Annotated in this window: 21 protein-coding genes; 9 read left to right on the forward strand and 12 right to left on the reverse strand. The window is 65.5% G+C overall.

The genetic code is table 11. The features are described from left to right. Nucleotides 1-61 precede the first annotated feature (61 nt). The 10 genes from nadC to MXAZACID_RS05810 form a co-directional block, all read right to left on the reverse strand. A complete protein-coding gene (nadC, locus tag MXAZACID_RS05770; protein ID WP_008493216.1) occupies nucleotides 62-916 on the reverse strand; it encodes a carboxylating nicotinate-nucleotide diphosphorylase in 855 nt (284 codons plus the stop codon). After that, complete coding sequence (locus MXAZACID_RS05775; RefSeq protein WP_008493217.1) at nucleotides 916-2,313, reverse strand: L-aspartate oxidase; 1,398 nt, start codon at nucleotides 2,311-2,313, stop codon at nucleotides 916-918. The genes nadC and MXAZACID_RS05775 overlap by 1 nt, the downstream gene beginning before the upstream one ends. After that, nucleotides 2,310-3,272, reverse strand: a complete 963-nt coding sequence (gene nadA / locus MXAZACID_RS05780; RefSeq protein ID WP_008493219.1) for a quinolinate synthase NadA — start codon at nucleotides 3,270-3,272, stop codon at nucleotides 2,310-2,312. Before nadA ends, MXAZACID_RS05775 begins: the two co-directional genes overlap by 4 nt. An 84-nt stretch (nucleotides 3,273-3,356) precedes the next feature. Next, nucleotides 3,357-3,542, reverse strand: coding sequence for a hypothetical protein (locus MXAZACID_RS18735; RefSeq protein ID WP_144052665.1), 186 nt, complete (start codon nucleotides 3,540-3,542; stop codon nucleotides 3,357-3,359). Nucleotides 3,543-3,554: 12 nt separating this feature from the next. Further along, nucleotides 3,555-4,433, reverse strand: coding sequence for a membrane protein (locus MXAZACID_RS05785; protein WP_008493220.1), 879 nt, complete (start codon nucleotides 4,431-4,433; stop codon nucleotides 3,555-3,557). A gap of 2 nt (nucleotides 4,434-4,435) precedes the next feature. Beyond that, nucleotides 4,436-6,142 carry an urease subunit alpha gene (ureC, locus tag MXAZACID_RS05790; protein ID WP_008493221.1) on the reverse strand — a complete coding sequence of 569 codons (1,707 nt, stop codon included), beginning with the start codon at nucleotides 6,140-6,142 and terminating at the stop codon, nucleotides 4,436-4,438. Then, complete coding sequence (locus MXAZACID_RS05795; RefSeq protein ID WP_008493222.1) at nucleotides 6,142-6,450, reverse strand: urease subunit beta; 309 nt, start codon at nucleotides 6,448-6,450, stop codon at nucleotides 6,142-6,144. Before MXAZACID_RS05795 ends, ureC begins: the two co-directional genes overlap by 1 nt. Next, on the reverse strand, nucleotides 6,447-6,749 hold the full coding sequence (locus tag MXAZACID_RS05800) for an urease subunit gamma (protein ID WP_008493223.1): 303 nt from the start codon (nucleotides 6,747-6,749) through the stop codon (nucleotides 6,447-6,449). The genes MXAZACID_RS05795 and MXAZACID_RS05800 overlap by 4 nt, the downstream gene beginning before the upstream one ends. Before the next feature lie 11 nt (nucleotides 6,750-6,760). Then, entirely contained in the window at nucleotides 6,761-7,588 is an 828-nt protein-coding gene (locus MXAZACID_RS05805) for an urease accessory protein UreD (protein ID WP_008493224.1), read from the reverse strand. A 352-nt stretch (nucleotides 7,589-7,940) separates the two neighbouring features. Then, entirely contained in the window at nucleotides 7,941-10,505 is a 2,565-nt protein-coding gene (locus MXAZACID_RS05810; RefSeq protein WP_008493225.1) for an autotransporter outer membrane beta-barrel domain-containing protein, read from the reverse strand. Nucleotides 10,506-10,736: 231 nt separating this feature from the next. Between MXAZACID_RS05810 and efp the strand changes: the two genes are divergently transcribed. From efp to MXAZACID_RS05840, 6 genes are all read left to right on the forward strand, one after another. After that, the gene (gene efp / locus MXAZACID_RS05815) at nucleotides 10,737-11,303 is read left to right on the forward strand and encodes an elongation factor P (RefSeq protein ID WP_008493226.1); all 567 of its coding nucleotides are present in this window, start codon (nucleotides 10,737-10,739) and stop codon (nucleotides 11,301-11,303) included. 286 nt (nucleotides 11,304-11,589) lie between these two features. Then, nucleotides 11,590-12,417, forward strand: coding sequence for an inositol monophosphatase family protein (locus MXAZACID_RS05820; RefSeq protein ID WP_083878494.1), 828 nt, complete (start codon nucleotides 11,590-11,592; stop codon nucleotides 12,415-12,417). A 16-nt stretch (nucleotides 12,418-12,433) separates the two neighbouring features. After that, on the forward strand, nucleotides 12,434-13,045 hold the full coding sequence (locus MXAZACID_RS05825; protein WP_008493228.1) for an OmpA family protein: 612 nt from the start codon (nucleotides 12,434-12,436) through the stop codon (nucleotides 13,043-13,045). Continuing rightward, a complete protein-coding gene (locus MXAZACID_RS05830) occupies nucleotides 13,042-14,208 on the forward strand; it encodes a hypothetical protein (protein ID WP_008493229.1) in 1,167 nt (388 codons plus the stop codon). Before MXAZACID_RS05825 ends, MXAZACID_RS05830 begins: the two co-directional genes overlap by 4 nt. After that, nucleotides 14,205-15,311: a peptidoglycan -binding protein gene (locus MXAZACID_RS05835; RefSeq protein ID WP_008493230.1), complete on the forward strand. Its 1,107-nt coding sequence runs from the start codon at nucleotides 14,205-14,207 to the stop codon at nucleotides 15,309-15,311. Before MXAZACID_RS05830 ends, MXAZACID_RS05835 begins: the two co-directional genes overlap by 4 nt. A gap of 27 nt (nucleotides 15,312-15,338) precedes the next feature. Continuing rightward, nucleotides 15,339-15,857, forward strand: coding sequence for a 5-formyltetrahydrofolate cyclo-ligase (locus MXAZACID_RS05840; RefSeq protein WP_051060202.1), 519 nt, complete (start codon nucleotides 15,339-15,341; stop codon nucleotides 15,855-15,857). An 88-nt stretch (nucleotides 15,858-15,945) separates the two neighbouring features. On the opposite strand, the gene MXAZACID_RS05845 is transcribed toward MXAZACID_RS05840, so the two are convergent. Next, on the reverse strand, nucleotides 15,946-16,326 hold the full coding sequence (locus tag MXAZACID_RS05845; RefSeq protein ID WP_008493232.1) for a YidB family protein: 381 nt from the start codon (nucleotides 16,324-16,326) through the stop codon (nucleotides 15,946-15,948). Between the two features lie 177 nt (nucleotides 16,327-16,503). On the opposite strand from MXAZACID_RS05845, the gene MXAZACID_RS05850 reads away from it, so the two are divergent. After that, nucleotides 16,504-16,794, forward strand: a complete 291-nt coding sequence (locus MXAZACID_RS05850; protein ID WP_008493233.1) for a 4a-hydroxytetrahydrobiopterin dehydratase — start codon at nucleotides 16,504-16,506, stop codon at nucleotides 16,792-16,794. A 67-nt stretch (nucleotides 16,795-16,861) separates the two neighbouring features. Here the strand turns inward: MXAZACID_RS05850 and MXAZACID_RS05855 are convergent, their stop codons facing one another. Then, nucleotides 16,862-18,316, reverse strand: a complete 1,455-nt coding sequence (locus tag MXAZACID_RS05855; protein ID WP_008493235.1) for a trypsin-like peptidase domain-containing protein — start codon at nucleotides 18,314-18,316, stop codon at nucleotides 16,862-16,864. A gap of 64 nt (nucleotides 18,317-18,380) precedes the next feature. On the opposite strand from MXAZACID_RS05855, the gene MXAZACID_RS05860 reads away from it, so the two are divergent. Further along, the gene (locus MXAZACID_RS05860) at nucleotides 18,381-19,397 is read left to right on the forward strand and encodes an Mrp/NBP35 family ATP-binding protein (RefSeq protein WP_008493236.1); all 1,017 of its coding nucleotides are present in this window, start codon (nucleotides 18,381-18,383) and stop codon (nucleotides 19,395-19,397) included. Between the two features lies 1 nt (nucleotide 19,398). After that, a partial coding sequence (locus tag MXAZACID_RS05865; protein ID WP_008493237.1) for a DNA polymerase III subunit chi occupies nucleotides 19,399-19,838 on the forward strand: 440 nt, incomplete at its 3' end.

The raw sequence follows: 19,838 nt of genomic DNA on the forward strand, positions 1-19,838 counted from the left end.
GCCCCTTTTTTGTAAAAAAAGGGGCGGCCCCAAAAAACTTTTGCAAGTTTAAGGCTTTGAATTAGACGGCGAAATCCAGCCCGATATCCAGCACCCTGGCGCTATGCGTCAGCCAGCCAGCGGAGATCAGATCCACCCCGGCCTCGGCAATCGCCGGGGCGGTCTGGGCATTGATCCGCCCGGACGCCTCCGCCACCGCCCGCCCGGCGATCATCGCCACCGCCTCGCGCAACACATCCGGCCCCATATTATCCAGCAAAATCGCATCCGGCCCGAACCGCAGCGCCTCTTCCAGCTGTACCAGATTATCCACCTCGATCTCGATCTTCACCAGATGCCCGGCATAGGCCTTGGCCGCCTGCATCGCTGGCTCCACCCCGCCGGCAATGGCGATATGGTTGTCCTTGATCAAAATCGCATCATCCAGCCCGAAGCGATGATTCGCCCCGCCCCCGGCCCGCACCGCATATTTCTCGGCAAAGCGCAGCCCCGGCGTGGTCTTGCGGGTGCAGGAAATCCTGGCCTTGGTATGGGCGATGGCCCGCGCTATGCCGTTGGTCGCACTGGCAATGCCCGAGAGATGCCCGAGGAAATTCAGCGCCACCCGCTCCCCGCTCAGCAGCGCCCGGGCATTGCCGGAAATCCGCGCAATCTCCACCCCCGGCGCCAGCGCCGCGCCATCCTGCAGCACGGGCTGAAAGCTGATCTCGGGATCGATCAGATGAAAGGCAATGCGGGCGAAATCCAGCCCCGCCAGCACCCCCTCCTCGCGCGCATTCAACACCAGAGCGGCTTGCGCATCCGGCGGGATCACGCCCTCCGAGGTCACATCCCCGGCCCGGCCCAGATCCTCCAGCAGCGCCGCCCGCACAGCGGGTTCGATCATGATATCGGGAAGTTTCGTCACACTCATCATCAAGCCGCCTGAGACAAAGGTTGGTCGATGCGCGCATGCGCCCCGACGGAATGTTTACGCGCCCGCGCCGCCTGCACGATGGCCAGCGACAGCTCGGCGGCGGGATTACCGGCCATTGCCGCCAGCGCCGCCTCGGCCCGCGCCAGCCCGGCTTCCGAGCGCATTACCCCGCAATCGGCGGACATGATTTCGCGCACAGCTTCAGCGTCAGGTGCCGGCGGGGCCGCCATGTCCGGCAGCGACCGCAATGGGCGCGCTGTCATCCCGGCCATCACCCGGCCCGCCTGCGCCCCGCAGATCGCCGCCTCCAGCAGCGAGTTACTGGCCAGCCGGTTGGCGCCATGCAATCCGGTGCAGGCCACCTCACCGGCGGCGAACAGCCCATCCACATCGCTGCGGCCATCCGCATCCACCGCGACACCGCCCATATGATAATGCGCCGCCGGGCGCACCGGGATAGGGTCACGCGCCGGATCAATCCCCGCCGCCAAGCAGGCTGCCTGGATGGTCGGGAAATGGTTCGCGAAATCCGCCAAGGGCCGCGCATCCAGAAACACTTTATGCCCTGCCGCCAGATGCCCGAACACGCCCCGCGCCACCACGTCACGCGGTGCCAGATCCCGCCCATTCATGAAATAGGCCCCGGTTTCGTCGATAAACCGCGCCCCTTCGCCGCGCACGGCTTCCGAGACCAGCGGGCAGGGAAAGCTCTCGCTCGCCAACGCCGTCGGGTGGAACTGCACGAATTCCAGATGTTTCAGCCCCGCCCCGGCCGCCTTCGCCAGCATCAACCCCTGGCCGATGGCGCCCACCGGGTTGGTGGAATAGCGAAACAGCCCGCCAATCCCCCCCGTCGCCAACAACACCCGGTCCGTCGCCAGATTGAACAGGCGCGTACCCTGGCGCAGCTGCACACCCTCGACCCCGGCCTCGCCGACGAAAATCCGCGTCGCCACCGCCTGGAGCAGCGTGATCGAGGGCGTCTGCGCCATTTTTTCGATCAGCGCGCGCATGATCGTCGCCCCGGTCTGGTCGCCGCCGCCATGCAGGATGCGATGGCGGGAATGCGCCGCCTCCAGCCCCAGCGAGAGTGCTCCATCCGGCCTGCGGTCAAACGCCACGCCATAGCCCAGCAGCGTTTCCACCAGAGCCGGCCCGGCGCCGACAATCCTCTCCACCGCCGCGCGGTCGCACAAGCCCGCCCCGGCAGCCAGCGTATCCTGGATATGGAGCGCGACATCGTCATCCGCCCCCACCGCAGCCGCCATGCCGCCCTGGGAGAGCCAGCTCGCCGCCCCCTCACCCAGGGGGCGCGGATTGATCAGCGTCACCGGCGCCGGGGCGGCTGCCAGCGCCGCCATCAGCCCCGCCACGCCGCCGCCGATGATGGTGATCATTTGACCGCCAGCATCCGCTCGACCGAACGCCGCGCCGCCTCGAAATGCTCGGCCGGGATGGTCACTTCGGTCCGCATCTCCTCCAGCGCCGTGCGGATATTGCGCAACGTGATCTTCTTCATATGCGGGCAGAGATTGCAGGGGCGGACAAACTCCGTCTCCGGCGCACCCTGGGCGATATTATCGCTCATCGAGCATTCGGTGATCAGCGCCACCCGGGCGGGTTTCTTCTCGCGAACGAAATCCGCCATCACCGCGGTCGAGCCGGAGAAATCCGCCACATCCACCACTTCAGGCGGGCATTCCGGATGCGCCAGCACCACCACGCCGGGATGCTGGGCCCGCAGCGCATGGATATCCTCCGGGGTGAAGCGCTCATGCACCTCGCAATGGCCCTTCCAGGCGATGATCTTCACCCCGGTTTCCTTGGCGACGTTCTGCGCCAGAAACTCATCCGGGAGCATGATCACTTCCGGCACGCCCAGCGATTCCACCACCTTCTTGGCATTACCCGAGGTGCAGCAGATATCGGAGGCGGCCTTCACCTCGGCGGTGGAGTTCACATAGGTCACCACCGGGCGGCCAGGATAGCGGGCGCGCATCAGCGCCACATCGGCAGCGGTAATGCTGTCGGCCAGCGAACAGCCGGCCTCGCTGTCGGGGATCAGCACGATCTTGTTCGGGTTCATCAGCTTGGCGGTCTCGGCCATGAAATGCACGCCGGCCAGCACAATCACATCCGCATCCACAGTCTGCGCCTCGCGCGCCAGCGCCAGGCTGTCGCCGACAATATCCGCCACGCCGTGGAAAATCTCCGGCGTCTGGTAGTTATGCGCCAGGATGACGGCGTTGCGGGCTTTTTTCAGCTCCAGAATGGCCTTTGCATCCTCCTCCATCGCGGCCCATTCGAAGGGCGGGATCACGCGGGAGACACGGTTATAAAGCTGGTCCAGCGGCATGGCGGCTCTCCATTTATACTCAATATGAGTATAATCATTGAGCCGCTTATACTCAGAGTGAGAATAAGCTTCAAGTCAATTTTCTTACAGGCCCGGCGGCAGATCCCGCAGGGCAGCCATGTGTGGTGGGATTAATATTCGCAAAAGTTTTTGGTGCAGCTTTTTTTCAAAAAGCTGCGAAAAACGCCTGGGGCGGTGACGACGGCGTTGCCCAAACCAAGCCTCTTCGCCGCTTTTTTGAAAAAAAGCGGCACCAAAAAACTTTTGCACATTTTCAGGCTTTTAACGCACCAGCGGCAGCTTCGTCCCCGACAACCCCCGCTCCGCCAGCACCTCCGCCCGGAAGCGGAACAGCTTCGCCGGCCGCCCCGCCAGTCCCGAGGCCAGCTCACCAGTTTCCTCCACCAGATTCTGCGTCTCGATCAGCCGGCGGAAATTCGGCTTATGCAGGCTCTGCCCGGCCAGCGCCTCCATGCTCTGCTGCAAATCCAGCAGCGTGAACTCCTTCGGCAACAGCTCGAACACCACCGGCCGGTATTTGATCTTGGCGCGCAGCCTGGCAATCGCCGTGGCCAGAATCCGGCGATGGTCATGCGTCATCTCCAGCCCGGTGCCGGGGAGAACATGCGCCTGGGTCTTGCGCATCGCCTCGGGCAGCAGCCCGGCCTCCCACAGCAATTCGTAGCGCTGCAAAACCAGCTCCTCGTTCCAGCCCTCGCCTGCGGGAAACAGCCAGGCCAGCCTGGCCCGGCGCGTCGGCTCTTCCCCCGCCCAGCCCTCCAGCGCCGCTCGCAAAGGCGCCAAAGCCGGCGGCCCCTTGCGGGCATCCTCCCAGGGGAAATACTCATACCATCCCCGCCATTGCGCGCCGGGATAAGACGCCCCCACTTCGCGGGTCAGCCCCAGATACGAAATCGAAACGCTACGATCATCACCCCCGCGCTGGTCCGCGAAGGTATAAAGCTGCTCCACATAGCCGAGCGGATGATGGGTCTGCGCCTCGACCCAGGCGCGCAAGCCGGCCTGCAGGCTGCGATGGCCGGTCTGCAGCGGGCCGGAGGGCAGCGCGAACCCATCCTCGATGGTCAGCACACGCGGCTCCCCGCCGGTCACGGCGACCAGCACCGCGATCAGATCCGCCTGAACCGCGCTACCTGGCATGGTCAGAACAGAAAATAGCGTTGCGCCATCGGCAGCACTTCGGCGGGCTCGCAGACCAGCAGCTCGCCATCCGCCCGCACCTCATAGGTCTCGGGATCGACCTCCAGATGCGGGGTGGCATCGTTATGGATCATCGACGCCTTGCCGATGCCGCCACGCACATTCTCAACCGGCGCCAGCGGGCGGGAAAGCTTCAGCCGCCCGCCAATGTCATCGGCCAGAGCCGCCTGCGAGACGAAGAGCAGCGAGGATTCAATCCCCGCCCGGCCATAGGCGCCGAACATCGGCCGGTAATGCACCGGCTGCGGGGTGGGGATGGAGGCGTTCGGGTCGCCCATCTGCGCCATCGCAATCGAGCCGCCCTTCAGCACCATATCCGGCTTGATGCCGAAAAAGGCCGGGCTCCACAGCACCAGATCCGCCAGCTTGCCGGTCTCGATAGAGCCGACATGCCGGGAGAGCCCCTGCGCGATGGCCGGGTTGATCGTATATTTGGCGATATAGCGCTTGATCCGGGCATTATCGGCCGCCCCGTCCCCGGCCAGAGACCCGCGCTGGATTTTCATTTTATGCGCGGTCTGCCAGGTGCGGATGATCACCTCGCCGACACGGCCCATCGCCTGGCTGTCGGAGGAGAACATCGAGAGCACGCCGAGATCATGCAGAATATCTTCCGCCGCGATGGTCTCCTTGCGGATGCGGCTTTCAGCGAAGGCGATATCCTCGGGGATCGAGCCATCCAGATGATGGCAGACCATCAGCATGTCCAGATGCTCATCCAGCGTGTTCACCGTGTAGGGCCGGGTCGGGTTGGTGGAGCTGGGCAGCACGTTGGGCAGGGCCGCCACGCGGATGATATCCGGCGCATGGCCACCGCCGGCCCCCTCGGTATGGAAAGCATGGATGGTGCGGCCCTTGAAGGCGGCGATGGTGTCCTCGACAAAGCCGCTTTCATTCAGCGTGTCCGAATGCAGCATCACCTGCACGTCGAACCGGTCGGCCACACTGAGGCAGTTATCGATGGCGGCCGGGGTGGTGCCCCAATCCTCATGCAGTTTCAGCGATGACGCCCCGGCGCGGATCATCTCCTCCAGCGCCTCCGGCCGGCTGGCATTGCCCTTGCCGGTGAAGGCGATGTTCATCGGAAACGCCTCCGCCGCCTGCAGCATGCGGGCCAGATGAAACGGCCCCGGCGTGCAGGTGGTGGCGGCGGTGCCAGTGGCGGGGCCTGTGCCGCCGCCGACCATGGTCGTCACCCCGCTGCTCAGCGCTTCCTCGATCTGCTGCGGGCAGATGAAATGAATATGCGCATCGATGCCGCCGGCAGTGAGGATCTTGCCCTCCCCCGCGATCACCTCAGTCCCCGGCCCGATAATGATATCCACCCCCGGCTGCACATCCGGATTGCCGGCCTTGCCGATCTTGCCGATGCGCCCGCCGACGATGGCGACATCCGCCTTCACGATGCCCCAATGGTCGATGATCAGCGCATTGGTGATGACGGTATCCACCGCCCCTTGCGCGTTGGTGATCTGGGACTGGCCCATGCCATCGCGGATCACCTTGCCGCCGCCGAATTTCACCTCCTCGCCATAGAGGGTGAAATCCTTCTCCACCTCGGCGAACAGCTCCGTATCGGCCAGCCGCACCCGGTCGCCCACGGTGGGGCCGAACATATCCGCATAAGCGGCGCGCGTGATTTTCGCCATTACTCAGCGCTCCCCATGGTCAGGCCACGAAAGCCGTAGATTTTGCGCGCGCCACGGAAGGGCACCAAAGTCACTTCCCGGCTCTGGCCGGGCTCGAAACGGATGGCCGTGCCAGCCGCGATATCAAGCCGCTTGCCCTGTGCCGCCGCGCGCTCAAACACCAGCCCGGCATTGGTCTCGGCGAAATGATAATGCGATCCCACCTGGATCGGCCGGTCGCCCTTATTGGCCACGAGAATGACGGTCTTTTCCAGCCCCTCATTCAGCTCGATCTCGCCTTCGGGCGTAAAAATCTCGCCCGGGATCATCGGATCGGCTCGTGCACGGTGACGAGCTTGGTGCCGTCCGGGAAGGTGGCCTCCACCTGCACGTCATGGATCATCTCCGCCACCCCTTCCATCACCTGGTCGCGGGAGACCACATGCGCCCCCGCCTCCATCAGATCCGCCACCCGCCGGCCATCGCGCGCGCCCTCGACCACGAAATCCGTGATCAGCGCCACCGCCTCGGGATAATTCAGCTTCACCCCGCGCTCGAGGCGCTTGCGCGCGACGATGGCGGCCATCGCCACCAGCAATTTGTCTTTTTCTCGCGGTGTCAGAATCACAATCTTGCCCCTCAGCTTTGCCAGACGCGCGGCAGCCCAAATTCGCTTAATATCGCCAGCGCCGCAACCACGCGGCGACGCAGCGTGATCGCATCCGGCGCCAGGATGCGGGCCAGCAGCAGATCATCATGCAGGCTCACCCCCGCGCCGGGCAGTGCCGCGCGCAAGCCGGGCAGTTTCGCCGCAAGGTCCGGCCCGATGGCGAACAGGCTGGCCATCGCCCGCGCCCCGCCGGCCAGCCCCGGCTGGTCGAGCTGGGCGAACAAATCCCCCTCCAGCCGCGCCACATCGCGCCAGAGAGTCTTGCCGGCGCGGGTGATGGCGATGCGATCTTTCAGGCAGCCGGAACGCAACGCCTCGCCCATCGCCAGCCGCCCGAAGAGCAGGCTCTCCACCCCGACCAGCGTGGCGCCGGGGGCGATGTCGATGTCCAGATGTCTGTCCAGGGAAAACCCGTCGAACAGGATGGTTTCCTGCGGCAGGTAGAACAGCCGGGCGTCAGGGGCGAGGGTCAGTCGGGTGCTGATACGCGCCGGGGCCTCGCCCAGCGCCCGATATATGCGCTCCGCCGCCTGCGAGGCGAAGATGCAGCACGCACCCGCACCGAGATCCAGATGCGTTTCCACCGCGTCGCCGCTGGCGATGCCCCCGGAAATATTGATCGCCACCAGCTCGGGGATCGGCCCGCTCTGCAGCAGCCGGGCTTTCAGGCAGCCTTGCTGGTAGAAGCTGCGCAGCCGGGTGCGCCCGTTCTGCGCCGTCAGCGCCAGATCGAGCCGGCCCGACGCGCGTTGGTGCGGGGCGGCGCGCAGCGCGTCGCGGGCGGAGATGTGGGTCATTGGCCCAGCATGACCAAGGCCTTAGCCCGGGACAAGGGGGCAAATGACTTAGCGGCGGTGGGAGAAATTATAAACGTTTTTTGGTGCCGCTTTTTTTCAAAAAAGCGGCGAAAAATTTTGGGGTGTTGGCAACGCCGTTGCCAACACCCCAAACGTTTGTGGGAGGCTTTTTGTAAAAAGCCCCCCCCAAAAAAACTTTTGCAAACTTCAGGCTAAGTCCTGCCCCATAAATACAAAGGGGAGGCTAAAAGCCTCCCCTTTGCGGCGCCGCGCCAACACCCCCAGGCGATGTTGCGAGCTCGGGCGCCACCGCCCCAACAGCTTTTATCCGTATCGGCTGTGGGAGCGGGTCTCAGAAGCGCAAGGCGAGCTCCGCCTGCACGGATTGGGTGTGATCACTGGCGGCCAGCGCGGCCTCGTAGCGTAGGCTGAGCTGCCAGGCCCCGCGCCCGATGGTGAGCCCGGCGCCAAGCTGGGCACTGACCGGGGAGAGATGCGTGGCGCTGGTGGAGGTCAGGCTGCCATCAGCGGCGACAAGGCTGGTCGAGGCGCCAGGATTGGTGGCATTCACCGTCACCCCCAGCAGTGCCCGCGGCACAATCTCCACCCCGCTGGCGGTCAGGAAGCGTTTCGCCACGCTCATCCGCAGATAGGGCGCGACATAAGTGCCGGAGGCGCTCTTGGTCTGCACCGCGAATCCCTGGGTGGCGGCCGTTTCAGAGAGGGCGCCGAGGCTGATATGGGTGATGCGCAGCCCGATGGCGGGTCGCAGGACCAGCCCATTCAGTTCGATGGGCAGCGCCGCCTGCAAGCCGCCCGAGATCAGCCCGCCGGTGCCTTTGCCGATGGCATAGCCCGCGCCGGTCGGCCGGGTGGAGCGATCCGTCAGCAGCCCGCCGGAGAGCGCGCCGTTGATCTCGACCCGGCCGAAGCTGAAGCCGCCATAAAGCCCCAGCCGCACGGCCTGCATCGAGGCCTTGCCGGATTGCTTGTCCAGCAGATCCTGCTGGTCATAGCCCATCGCGAAACCGATCCTGCCATTGGCCAGTTTCCGGTCCAGCCCAGCCAGAACCCCGCCACCCTGGGCGGAATAGGCGCTGGTGGAAAGATCCGTGGCGCTGGCCTGCACCCAACCACCCAGCCGGCACATCCCGGCTGCCAACGCGGTGGCGAGATTGCCCGCCTCACCGGAGGCTTGCGGCACCTGGATGGAGCAGGACTGGCCGGTGCCGGACGCGGGCGGGGCCAGCAGGGTCTGGGTCAGCGCGTCGCCGGATAGCGCCTCATCCTGCGCCGCATTGGCGAAGAGGCTGGCATCCTGGGGGGCGACCACAACGCTCTGCGCCAGGCTGAGCAGCGGCACGGTCTGGGTGGTGGTGGAGGTAGTCGTCACCGTGGCGGCGCTGGCGAGCGCACTGGGGGCCAGGCTCTGCGCCGTGCTGACCAGGAGCGGGCTGGCCGCCGGGCTGCTCGTCAGGGTGCGGGCATGCTGGGCCGAATCGGTGCTGACGATGCTGGTGAAATCCCCGCTCACCCCACCGGCGGCGTTCAGGAAGGCGTAGGTCCCCGGCGCGTAGGTGCCGGGCGAGAGCACATAGGCCAGCGTGCCGCCAAGCTGGGCATGGCCGGTGACGATGAGCTGATTCATCCCGGTTGGGGTGACGACAACCCGCAGCGTGCCGGTCGCCCCTTGGGTAAAATTGCCCTGGATGGTCAGAGGCGTGCCGACCAGCCCGGCGGTCAGCGTGCCGTTATTCGTCACCTGCCCCACCGCCCAGTTGCCGGTGACGGTCCAGGCCGCGTTCGGGGCCACCGTCAGGCTGCCGGCCCCGAAATTCACGATCGGGCTGGAAAGATCGCCATGCCCGGCGAGGGTGATGGCACTGGCGGTGCCGGTGCCATCAATGGCGCCGTTGATCTGGGCCCCGGTGCCGAGCGTCAGGCTGGAGGCGCCGTTATGCAAGGCGATGGCGCTGCCCCCGGTGCCGGTGACCATACCCGTCTCGTCGATGGTGACCGCGCCGCCGACCAGAATGCCGATGCCGCCGGTGATGCTGCCCTGATTATTGATGACACTGCCCGCCGTCGCCGAAACCCCGACAACGCCCCCGGTGATCTGTCCGGCCGCCGCATTGGTCAGGCCGCCCGCCGCGCCGAGCTTCACCCCGACGACGCCGCCATTGATGTTGCCCGCATTGTCGAGGCTGGCGCCGTTGGTGAGCTGCACGCCGGTCTGGCCGCCATGGATCAGCCCGGTATTGGTGATCTCGCCGCCATGGCCGATATCGATCAACCCGACCGTGCCGCCGGCAAGGCTGCCGCTATTGGTCACAGCGCTGTCGCCCATCAGATAGACCCCGAAGGCGGGCCCGGTGATCAGCCCGGCATTATTGATGCTGGAGCCGCTGCCATTGGCATAAACCCCGGCGCTGGCGCCCAGAATGCGGCCGCTGGCCTGGTTGGTGAGGGTGCCTCCGGCAAAGAGCGAGACCGCATCGCCAGTGCCGGCGGAAATCCGCCCGCTATTGGAGACACTGCCCGCCGCGCCACCGGTATAGACGCCGATATGGCCGCCGAAGATGGAACCGCTATTGGCCACGCTGCCCCCCTGGTTGAGGCTGACACCGTCAATGCCGCCGCCAATGGCGCCGCTGTTGATCACACTCACCCCGGCGCCGTTGCCCTGTACCGCATAGCCCGGCGCATCGATGATGGCGCTGTTGATCAGGGCGCCATTGCCGGGCAGCGCAATGCCGATGGCGGTGCTGGAAAGCAGATTGGTGGTGTTGTCGATGGCGCTTGGTTGCTGGGTCTGCGCCATCGTCGGCTGGGCGAGCGAAATGGCGGCAGGCAGAGCCAAAACCGGGGCGCAAACGGTCAGCGGCGCCTTGCGCGCGAGCCTCCTCAGGGTGGTCATGGGATAGGGGTCTTTCAACAAGCCCCCATTTTGCGGGCATGGCTGTTTAATTACGGATAAGTCATTTTTAGAGAGAAAACGTGAAAGAAAAGTTAATCGCCCGCAATGTTGATTTGCTTTTCTTTAATCAGCCCCGCAGGCCGAAATGCCCACAAACCCTTGCCTCCCGCGCCGGGGCGGCGTAAGCCCCGGCCTCACGATCATTCAAAGTTCAATCCGCAGGGCAGTATTATGAAGCAGCAGGCTAACCTCATCCGCGCCGGCCAGGTCATCGAGCACGATGGCGCGCGCTGGACCGTGCTGAAGCAGCAAATCATCACCCCCGGCAAAGGCGGCGCCTTCATCCAGGTGGAAATGCGCAATCTCAAGACCGGCAATAAAACCAACGAACGCTGGCGCACCGCCGATACCGTCGAACGGCTGACCACCGAAGACCGGGACTATACCTACTCCTACACCGACGGTGACAACCTCGTGCTGATGGACCCCGAAACCTTCGAACAATTCATGGTCCCCACCGCCATCCTCGGCGATAGCGCCCCCTTCCTGCAGGATAACATGGCCGTCTCCGTCGCCCTCGTCGAAGGCGACCCGGTCGGCATCACCCTGCCGCCCCACGTCACCCTCGAAATCGTCGAGGCCGACCCGGTCGTCAAAGGCCAAACCGCCTCCTCCTCCTACAAGCCCGCGAAACTCTCCAACGGCGTCAAAACCCTCGTCCCACCCTTCATCGAAGCCGGCGAACGCGTCGTCGTGCGCACCGAAGACGGTAGCTACGTGGAACGCGCCAAGGGGTAAGCAAGGCCAGGGGCTCCGCCCCTGGACCCGCTGGGGCCGTCGCACCGGAGGTGCGCCGGATCTGAAACCGGCGGCCCTTTGGGCCGCCGGCCCCAGCCCCCCATTAGTTTAGGTTCCGGGTGGGAGGGGTAACTCGCCGCCCGGTTTTTCTGTTTTATGGCCCTTGTCCGGGGCGGCGAGTTACCCCTCCCACCCGGAACCCAAGTAGCGGGGTCTGGGCCTCAGGCCCAGCGGGGGTCCAGGGGGCGGCGCCCCCTGGGTTGCCCATCTCTAGGAGCGTATTTCCATGATGCCACGTCTTTCGGCGCATATGACGGTGATGCACAACGCTGCGAACAAGGCGGCGAAGCGTTTGTTGCGTGATTTCATGGAGGTTGAGAATCTCCAGGTTTCGGTGAAGGGGCCGGGGGATTTTGTCAGCCAGGCGGACATGCGGGCGGAGCAGACGCTGCGTGAGGAGCTGGAGAAGGCGCGCCCTGGCTATGCGTTTCTGATGGAAGAGAGCGGGGCCTCGGGGTCGGAGAAATGGTCCTGGCGCTGGGTGGTTGATCCGCTGGATGGAACCACGAACTTTCTGCATGGCATTCCGCATTGGGCGATTTCGATCGCGCTGGAAAAGCGGCTGCCGGATGGCGGCAGCGAGATCGCCGCGGCGGTGGTGTATTGCCCGGTGAATGGCGAGATGTTCTGGGCCGAGAAGGGGGTGGGCGCGTATCTCAATGATAAGCGTCTGCGGGTTTCGGCGCGCCGGGAGTTGCATACGGCGTTGTTCGCGACGGGGATTCCGTTTGCCGCCACGTCGGCGAAGAACCGCCTGGCCTTTGCGCGCACGCTGGGGGCGTTGATGCCGGCGACGGCGGGTGTGCGCCGGTTTGGTTCGGCGGCTTTGGATCTCGCCTGGGTCGCGGCCGGGCGGTATGATGGCTATTGGGAAATGGGCATCAAGCCGTGGGATATTGCGGCGGGCATGCTGATTGTGCGTGAGGCCGGCGGTTATGCGACCGATGGCGAGGGCAAGGATCTGGTGGATGACGTGGTGGTGGCGGCGAACCCGCATCTGCACGGCAAGCTGCTGGAGCTGGTGCAGGACGGGCTTTCCGCCAGGAAGGGTTAAGGCTAGTTTGCCAGATGTGAAGATTTCAGTCTGGCTGTGCGGCCTCCTCCTCGTTGCTCCGGCCTACGCGCACGCGCAGGTTACGGTGAATCCAGCGGCCCTGCGGCAATTGCAGGGGCTGCCCGAACCCGCGCCAGTGGCGGTGCCGGCGGCCAAGCCGGCAATGGAGCGGCCGCATAAGAACTATAAGCGGCATACCGAAAACCGTGCGGCGGTGAAGCCGGTGCCGGCGGTGGCCAAGCCGGCCCCGGCGCCCAAACCGGCCCCGCCGGCGCCGCAGCCGGTGGTGGCGAAGCCTGTAGCGCCCCCTGCCCCGCCGAAGCCGTCGATTCCCAGTTTGGCGACCCTTGATTTCGCGCCCGGCAGCGCCGCCTTGCCGGCGAATGCGCAGGCAGTGCTCAAGCCCTTCTGTGCGGCCAGCACGCCGGTGCCGGTGATCGCGCATGCGCCGCGTGACCCGAACGATGCCTCCGGCGCGATGCGGCTTTCTCTGGCGCGGGCCTTTGCGATTCGTGATGCGCTGACCGCTTGCGGGGTGAATGCGGCGAATGTGATCCCGCGCGCGGCGGGTCCGGCGAAGAGCGGGGACAGCAATCAGGCCGAGATCGGCGCGGGGGCGAAGCCATGACCAGACCGACCAATTATCTGATCCGGATGATTTTGTTCTGCATCATCGTCTATGGCGGGGCGGCAGCGCTCTCGCCGGTGCTGGCGCGGTTTTTCATGGCCAATCCGGTGATCAATTCGGTGATCCTGCTGGTCGAGATCTTCGGTGTGTTCTGGAATATCCGGCAGGTGCAACGGCTCTATCCGGAGGCGGCCTGGGTGGAGGAGTTCCGGCGCAACCGGCAGAAGCTGGTGGAGGCGCCGGCGCCGACGCTGCTGGCGCCGATGGCGCGGATGCTGCAAGGGCGCGCGGATGGCGAGCGGCGGCTGACCCTCTCCGGCCAGTCCATGCGCACGATTTTGGATGGGATTTCCACCCGGCTCGACGAATCCCGGGAATTGTCGCGCTACATCACCGGGGTGATGATCTTCCTGGGTCTGCTCGGCACCTTCTGGGGGCTGCTGCATACGGTGTCCTCCGTGGCCGAGGTGATCAATGGCATGAACCTGACCACCGGCGGCGATGTGAACGCGATGTTCGCGCAGCTGAAAACCGGGCTGGCGAAGCCGCTGGCGGGGATGGGCACCGCCTTCTCGGCCTCGATGTTCGGCCTTTCGGGCGCGCTGATCCTGGGGTTTCTGGACCTCACCGCCGGCCAGGCGCAGAACCGGTTTTTCAATGAGCTGGAGGAATGGCTGGCCTCGCTGACCAGGCTGGGCACGGGCATCCTCTCCGGCGATGGCGAGGGCAGCGTGCCGGGCTATGTGCAGGCGCTGCTGGAGCAGACGGCGGAGAATATGGACCAGCTGCAGCGTGTGCTGGCGCGTGGCGAGGAAAGCCGCGAGCAGGGCAACCAGGCGCTGCGGGCTCTGGGCGAGCGCATGGGGGATCTGGACGAGACGCTGCGGGTGCAGCAGCAGCTGATGGAGAAGCTGGCGCGCAACCAACTCAGCCTCACCCCGATCCTGACCAAGATGGCGGAGGAGCGCGAAAACGCCACCGACCCGCTGCGCGCGCATCTGCGCAATATCGAGCTGCTGCTCAACCGCTTCATCACCGAGACCGACCAGGGCCGGGCGCAGAGCCTGGGTGAGTTGCGCGCCGATCTGCGGCTGCTGACACGGACGCTGGCCAACCGGCTGGATGAGCCGCGAACCAACCGGCTGGACGAGCCGCGCGGATGAGCCGGCGGCGCGGCGGCGGCAATAACGGGCTGGAGGCCTGGCCGGGCTATGTGGACGCGCTCTCCACATTGCTCATGGTCACCATCTTCGTGTTGCTGGTGTTCGTGCTGGCGGAGGCGTTTCTCTCCTCCGCACTGAACGGCTCGGACAATACGATCAGCCGGCTGAAGGAGCAGATCGCCGAGCTGACCCAGAGCCTGTCGATGGAGACGGCGAAGGACAGCACGCTCGCCCAGGAGCTGGCGGCGCTGAATGCGCAGCTGGCGGCCGCACAGAGTGCGAATGCGGCGCTGAGCCAGCAGGCGACGCAGGATAAGAGCACGATTTCCGGGCTGCAAAGCGCTGAGGGCGCGTTGCAGGCGCAGCTTTCGGACGCGCAGGCGCAGCTGGCGGCGGCGAGCGGGCGGCTGGCCAACCTGCAAGGCGGCGGCGATACCGCCTCCAAGCTCGCGGATGCGCAGAAACTGAACAAGCAGGATGCGGCGCAGATCGCGCTCCTGAACCAGCAGATGGCGGCCTTGCGGACGCAGCTGGCGGCGTTGCAGCAGGCGCTGGACGCGGCCCAGGCGGCGGATGCGAAGGATAAGGTGCAGATCACCGATCTCGGCAAGCAGCTGAATGAGGCACTGGCCCGCAAGGTGGAGGAGTTGCAGCAATATCAGAGCGTGTTCTTCAAGACGCTGAGCCAGAGTCTGCAGGGCGAGAAGAACATCAAGGTGGTCGGCGACCGCTTCGTGTTTGAGAGCGACGTGCTGTTTCCGGTGGATGAGGCGACAATCACCCCGGCCGGCAAGGCGGAGATCGCGCAGGTGGCGAATGCGGTGAAGAAGATCGCCACGAAGATCCCGGATAATGTGAACTGGGTGCTCTCGGTGGATGGCTATGCGGATGCGCAGCCGATCAAAGGCGGGCCGTATAAGTCGAATTTTGACCTCTCGGCGGCGCGCGCACTGGCGGTTCTGGATCTGCTGATTGCCGACGGGGTGCCGGCGAACCGGCTGGTGACCTCCGGCATGGGCGCCAACAACCCGATTGCCACCGGCAACACGCCGGCGGATTACGCGCAGAACCGGCGGATCGAGTTCCGGCTGACCACGCCCTGATGGAGATGGGGGGCGCGCAAGGCGGCGCTGCGGGCGGAGCTTCTGGGGCTACGCGCGGCGCAGGACCCGGCGCTGGGGGCAGCGCTTTGCGCGCATGTGCTGGCGAGCGGGATCATCCCGCCGGATGCGGTGGTCGGCGGCTTCATGCCGATGCGCGGCGAGATCGATATCCTGCCGCTGCTGCACGCGCTGGCGGCGCGCGGCCAGGCCTTGGCGCTGCCGGAAACGCTGCCTTTGGGTCAGCCCTTGGTGTTTCGCGCCTGGATTCCGGGGACGAAGATGCTGCCGGGGCGGTTTCGCACCACTTACCCGGATGCGGTTGAGATTGTGCCGGATTTTCTGCTGATCCCGCTGCTGGGGTTTGATGCCCGGGGACACCGGCTGGGCTATGGCGGTGGGTATTATGACCGGACCTTGGCCGCATTGCCGGGGGCATTCCGGCTCGGCTGCGCCTATGCGATGCAGGAGGTCGCGACGCTGCCGGTGGAGGCGACGGATTTGCCGCTGCATGCCGTGGCGACCGAAACCGGGATCAAAAAATTTTAAAAAGTTTTTTGGGGGTGTGGGGAGTTTTTCCAAAAACTCCCCACCAACGCCCGGGGTTCTGGCAACGCCGTCGCCAAGGCTTCGACATTTACCCCTGCACGTCCGCGGCCGTCTGCCCGTTCGGGGTCTGCCCGCCCGGGGTCAGATGGTCGATAATGCCCGGCAAATGCTGGGCGAGCATGGCGCTGACCTGGCTGGTGTCGAGGCCATATTTATCCGCCAGACCCTGCAGCACCGGCTGGCCGAGCACGCGCTGGATGCTGTCCTGGTCCAGCGGCAAATTCTGTCCATTGCCGATCCAGGAGCCGACATGTTCGCCAAAGCCGGTCTGGGCGAAGCGATCGACCAGACCGTCAACGCCGTCGATCCCGTGCTGGGACAGTTCATTCATCAGCGGGCCGGCAAGCTGGTTGCTCTGCAGGGACTGAAACTCGGTGAACAGGCCGGAGAGGTTTCCGAACAGCGACATGGCGGGCTCCTTTTAAACAGGGCCCCAGCCTAGCCTGGGCGCCGGAAAAAAGCATCCCGAATGCGCAATGGATTCACCAAACCGTTATATTCGTGAGGAATTGCAAAAGTTTTTCCGCTTGCGGCCAGGGCGGCGCGCGCCCAGCGTCAGGGGACAACAACCGGAAAGGAGCCCGAAATGTCCACATTGCTCGGCCAGGAGGCGCTGAAGACCCTGCCCGCGAAATGGGCGCTGGCGCAGGATGGCAAATCCATCACCCAGGACTTCAAGTTCAAGAGCTTCGCCGAGGCCTTCTCGTTCATGACGCATGTGGCGCTGCTGGCGGAGAAGGCGGATCACCACCCGGATTGGTCGAACAGCTATAACAAGGTTTCGATCAGCCTGAGCAGCCATGATGCGGGCGGGGTGACGGAGAAGGATATCGGGCTGGCGAAGGCGATCAGTGAGTTTGTCTGGTTGCCGCAGTAACGCCTTGAAAGAGGTGGGGGAGTTTTTGAAAAAACTCCCCCACACCCCCTCAAAAACTTTCGCAATCTTATTTACCGGGTTTCACTGGCACCCAGCGCGGGCCGGGATCGCCGCCGCTGCCATCCGCGCCGGTGACCATGAATATGGCCGGCATCTGGCCCAGACCCTGCACCTGTTTGCGTAAACCCGCCGCCGTGGCGACGACGACGCCATTCACCTGCTCGATGACATCGCCCGCGACGATCCCGGCTTTTTCCGCCGGCCCCTTGGCGGAGAGCACGGAGACGCCCGTTGCCGCCGGCGGGCCGGCCAGCCCCAGCCCATATTGCGGCAGATCCACCGGGGCGGCCGGTTTCGCATCGGCCTGGGCGATGCTCTCATCCTGCTTGGGCGGCGGCGCCTGGATCACCAGGCTGGCCTGGCCCGGCTTGCCGTCGCGCACATAATCCACGGTCACGCTCTGCCCGGTCTGAAATTCGGCGATGCGGATGGTCAGGGCCTGGGGATCGTCGACCGCGGCGGCGCTGATGGCGGTGATCACGTCGCCGGGCTGCAGCTTGCCGGCGGCGGGGGAATGCGGGTCCACCGCGCCGACCAGCACGCCCTTGGTGGAAGAAAGCTTCAAGGCCGTCTGGATCTGCGGGGTCAGCTCCTCCACCGCCACGCCGAGCCAGCCGCGCTGCATTTTGCCGTCATGGGCCAGCGCCTCGGCCACCGGCTCGGCCATCGCCGAGGGGATGGAGAAGCCGATGCCATCCGAAGTGCCGGAAGGCGAATAGATCGCGGAATTCACCCCGATCACCTGGCCCTGCAGATTGAACAGCGGCCCGCCGGAATTGCCCTTGTTGATGGCGGCATCGGTCTGGATGAAATCATCGAATTTGGTGTCGCCGATCTGCCGGTGTAGGGCGCTGATGATGCCGGCGGTGTTGGAATTGGGCATGCCGAACGGGTTGCCGATGGCCAGCACCCAATCTCCCACCCGCATCTGCGCGGAATTGCCGAACGGCACATAGGGCAGCGGATGCCCGGCATTGATTTTCAGCACCGCGAGATCAGCATCCTTATCCACGCCGGCGATGATGGCGGGATAGACCGTGCCGTCCGGGAAGGTGACGGTGACGTTGCTGGCCCCATTCACCACGTGATGATTGGTGAGAATATAGCCGGCGGGGTCGAAGACGAAGCCGGAGCCCAGCGATTCGATGGTTTTGGGCGGCGGCACCACCCCGCCATCGGCGGCGTTCTTGGTGTCGGCGGCGGGGTGGAAGCCGGTATTGCCGTCGCCGCCATCGCTGCCATCGCCGTTATTGTCGCCATTATCGCCCGCGGCGGGCGGGGTGGCGGAGACCGGCGCCATCGAGGCGATGGAGACCACGGCGGGGCCGACCTTGGCCGCCAGATCCGCCAGCGGCGGCGGCAGCGCCTGGGCGTCATTCGGCGCCAGGCTGGGCGGGGCGGCATGCGCGGCCATGCCGGCGAGCAGAAACAAGGCAGGGAGCGGACGCGCCAGAAACTTCATGCGGCCAAGAGTGGCGGCGGCGGACGATCTTCGCAAGAGGGGCGACAGCGACTATCTCTAGGACATGACCGAAGCAGAGATTCGCGCGGCCCTCGCGCCCTTTAAAATCGAAAACCGCATCGACGGTGTGCATGTTCAGGACGGGCTGGTGCAGGTGAGCCTGCGTGCCGCCCGCCAGGAAGCGGCGGGGCTGGAAGGGCTGCGCCGCGAGATCGAGGCGAGGCTGAAAGGGCTGCAAGGGGTGAAATCCGCGACCGTGGTGCTCACCGCGCATGCGGCCCCCTCTCCGTCTTCGCCCCCCGCGCCCGCCACCGAGCCGCCTTTGCTGCCGGAGGTGAAGCATGTGGTGGCCGTGGCCTCGGGCAAAGGCGGGGTGGGCAAATCCACCGTCGCGGTCAATCTGGCGGTGTCACTGGCCCAGCGCGGGCTGAAGGTGGGGCTGCTAGATGCCGATATTTACGGCCCCTCCTTGCCGAAAATGCTGGGTCTGGCGACCAAGCCGCAGGTGCGTGACGGGCGCATCCAGACGCTGGACGCCTGGGGGGTGAAGTCGATGTCCATCGGCTATCTGGTGCCCGAGGACAAGGCGATGATCTGGCGCGGCCCGATGGTGATGGGGGCGCTGAACCAGATGCTGGGTCAGGTCGATTGGGGGGCTTTGGATATTCTGGTGGTGGACATGCCGCCCGGCACCGGCGATGCGCAGCTGACCTTGGCGCAGAAGGCCAAGCCCTCGGGGGCGGTGATCGTCTCCACCCCGCAGGACCTTGCGCTGCTGGATGCGCGCCGTGGCGTGCAGATGTTCGAGCAGGTCGGCATCAAGGTGCTGGGCGTGGTGGAGAACATGTCCTTCTTCTGCTGCCCCGCCTGCGGGCATCGGGCGGAGATTTTCGGCCATGGCGGGGCGGAGCGCGAGGCGGAGCGGATCGGCGTGCCGTTCCTGGGCGAGATTCCGCTGGAGATCGCGGTGCGCGAGGCCGGGGACGAGGGCAAGCCGGTGGTGGCGCATGATGAGAACGGCAAGGTGGCTGTGGCGTTCCGGCAGCTGGCGGCCAGCGTGAGCAAGGCGCTGGGGCTGTAACTTGGCCGAGATCGGCTTCTATCACCTCACCCGGACGGGGCTGGCGCAGGCGCTGCCGGCGCTGCTCGGGCGCACGCTGGCGGCCGGCGAGACGGCGCTGGTGGCCTGCCCGGATGAGACGATGATGGCCGCGCTGGATGATGCGCTGTGGCAGGCGCAGAACCCGGACTGGCTGCCGCACGGCACCGCGCAGTCCCCCTACCCGGAGCTGCAGCCGATCTTCCTGACCACGGACATGCAGAACCCGGCCGGAGCGCGGTTTCTGTTTCGCGTCGGCGGGGTGGAAGCGCCGGTGGAGGGGTTTGCCCGGGCGTTCGATCTGTTCGATGGCAATGACGAGGCGCAGGTACTGGCCGCGCGCGCCCGCTGGAAGGCGGAGAAGGCGGCAGGGCATGTGCTGGCTTACTGGAAGCAGGAAGAGTCCGGCTGGGGTGAAAAGCC

The organism is Acidocella sp. MX-AZ02, assembly GCF_000306035.1.
GTDB classification, from domain to species: Bacteria; Pseudomonadota; Alphaproteobacteria; order Acetobacterales; family Acetobacteraceae; genus Acidocella; species Acidocella facilis.

Excerpts from the sequence above, each read along its gene's own strand:
- nadC (WP_008493216.1), bottom strand. The coding sequence starts at position 916 with ATGATGAGTGTGACGAAACTTCCCGATATCATGATCGAACCCGCTGTG.
- MXAZACID_RS05775 (WP_008493217.1), bottom strand. The coding sequence starts at position 2,313 with ATGATCACCATCATCGGCGGCGGCGTGGCGGGGCTGATGGCGGCGCTG.
- nadA (WP_008493219.1), bottom strand. The coding sequence starts at position 3,272 with ATGCCGCTGGACCAGCTTTATAACCGTGTCTCCCGCGTGATCCCGCCC.
- MXAZACID_RS05785 (WP_008493220.1), bottom strand. The coding sequence starts at position 4,433 with ATGCCAGGTAGCGCGGTTCAGGCGGATCTGATCGCGGTGCTGGTCGCC.
- ureC (WP_008493221.1), bottom strand. The coding sequence starts at position 6,142 with ATGGCGAAAATCACGCGCGCCGCTTATGCGGATATGTTCGGCCCCACC.
- MXAZACID_RS05795 (WP_008493222.1), bottom strand. The coding sequence starts at position 6,450 with ATGATCCCGGGCGAGATTTTTACGCCCGAAGGCGAGATCGAGCTGAAT.
- MXAZACID_RS05805 (WP_008493224.1), bottom strand. The coding sequence starts at position 7,588 with ATGACCCACATCTCCGCCCGCGACGCGCTGCGCGCCGCCCCGCACCAA.
- MXAZACID_RS05810 (WP_008493225.1), bottom strand. The coding sequence starts at position 10,505 with ATGACCACCCTGAGGAGGCTCGCGCGCAAGGCGCCGCTGACCGTTTGC.
- efp (WP_008493226.1), top strand. The coding sequence starts at position 10,737 with ATGAAGCAGCAGGCTAACCTCATCCGCGCCGGCCAGGTCATCGAGCAC.
- MXAZACID_RS05820 (WP_083878494.1), top strand. The coding sequence starts at position 11,590 with ATGATGCCACGTCTTTCGGCGCATATGACGGTGATGCACAACGCTGCG.
- MXAZACID_RS05830 (WP_008493229.1), top strand. The coding sequence starts at position 13,042 with ATGACCAGACCGACCAATTATCTGATCCGGATGATTTTGTTCTGCATC.
- MXAZACID_RS05835 (WP_008493230.1), top strand. The coding sequence starts at position 14,205 with ATGAGCCGGCGGCGCGGCGGCGGCAATAACGGGCTGGAGGCCTGGCCG.
- MXAZACID_RS05845 (WP_008493232.1), bottom strand. The coding sequence starts at position 16,326 with ATGTCGCTGTTCGGAAACCTCTCCGGCCTGTTCACCGAGTTTCAGTCC.
- MXAZACID_RS05850 (WP_008493233.1), top strand. The coding sequence starts at position 16,504 with ATGTCCACATTGCTCGGCCAGGAGGCGCTGAAGACCCTGCCCGCGAAA.
- MXAZACID_RS05855 (WP_008493235.1), bottom strand. The coding sequence starts at position 18,316 with ATGAAGTTTCTGGCGCGTCCGCTCCCTGCCTTGTTTCTGCTCGCCGGC.
- MXAZACID_RS05860 (WP_008493236.1), top strand. The coding sequence starts at position 18,381 with ATGACCGAAGCAGAGATTCGCGCGGCCCTCGCGCCCTTTAAAATCGAA.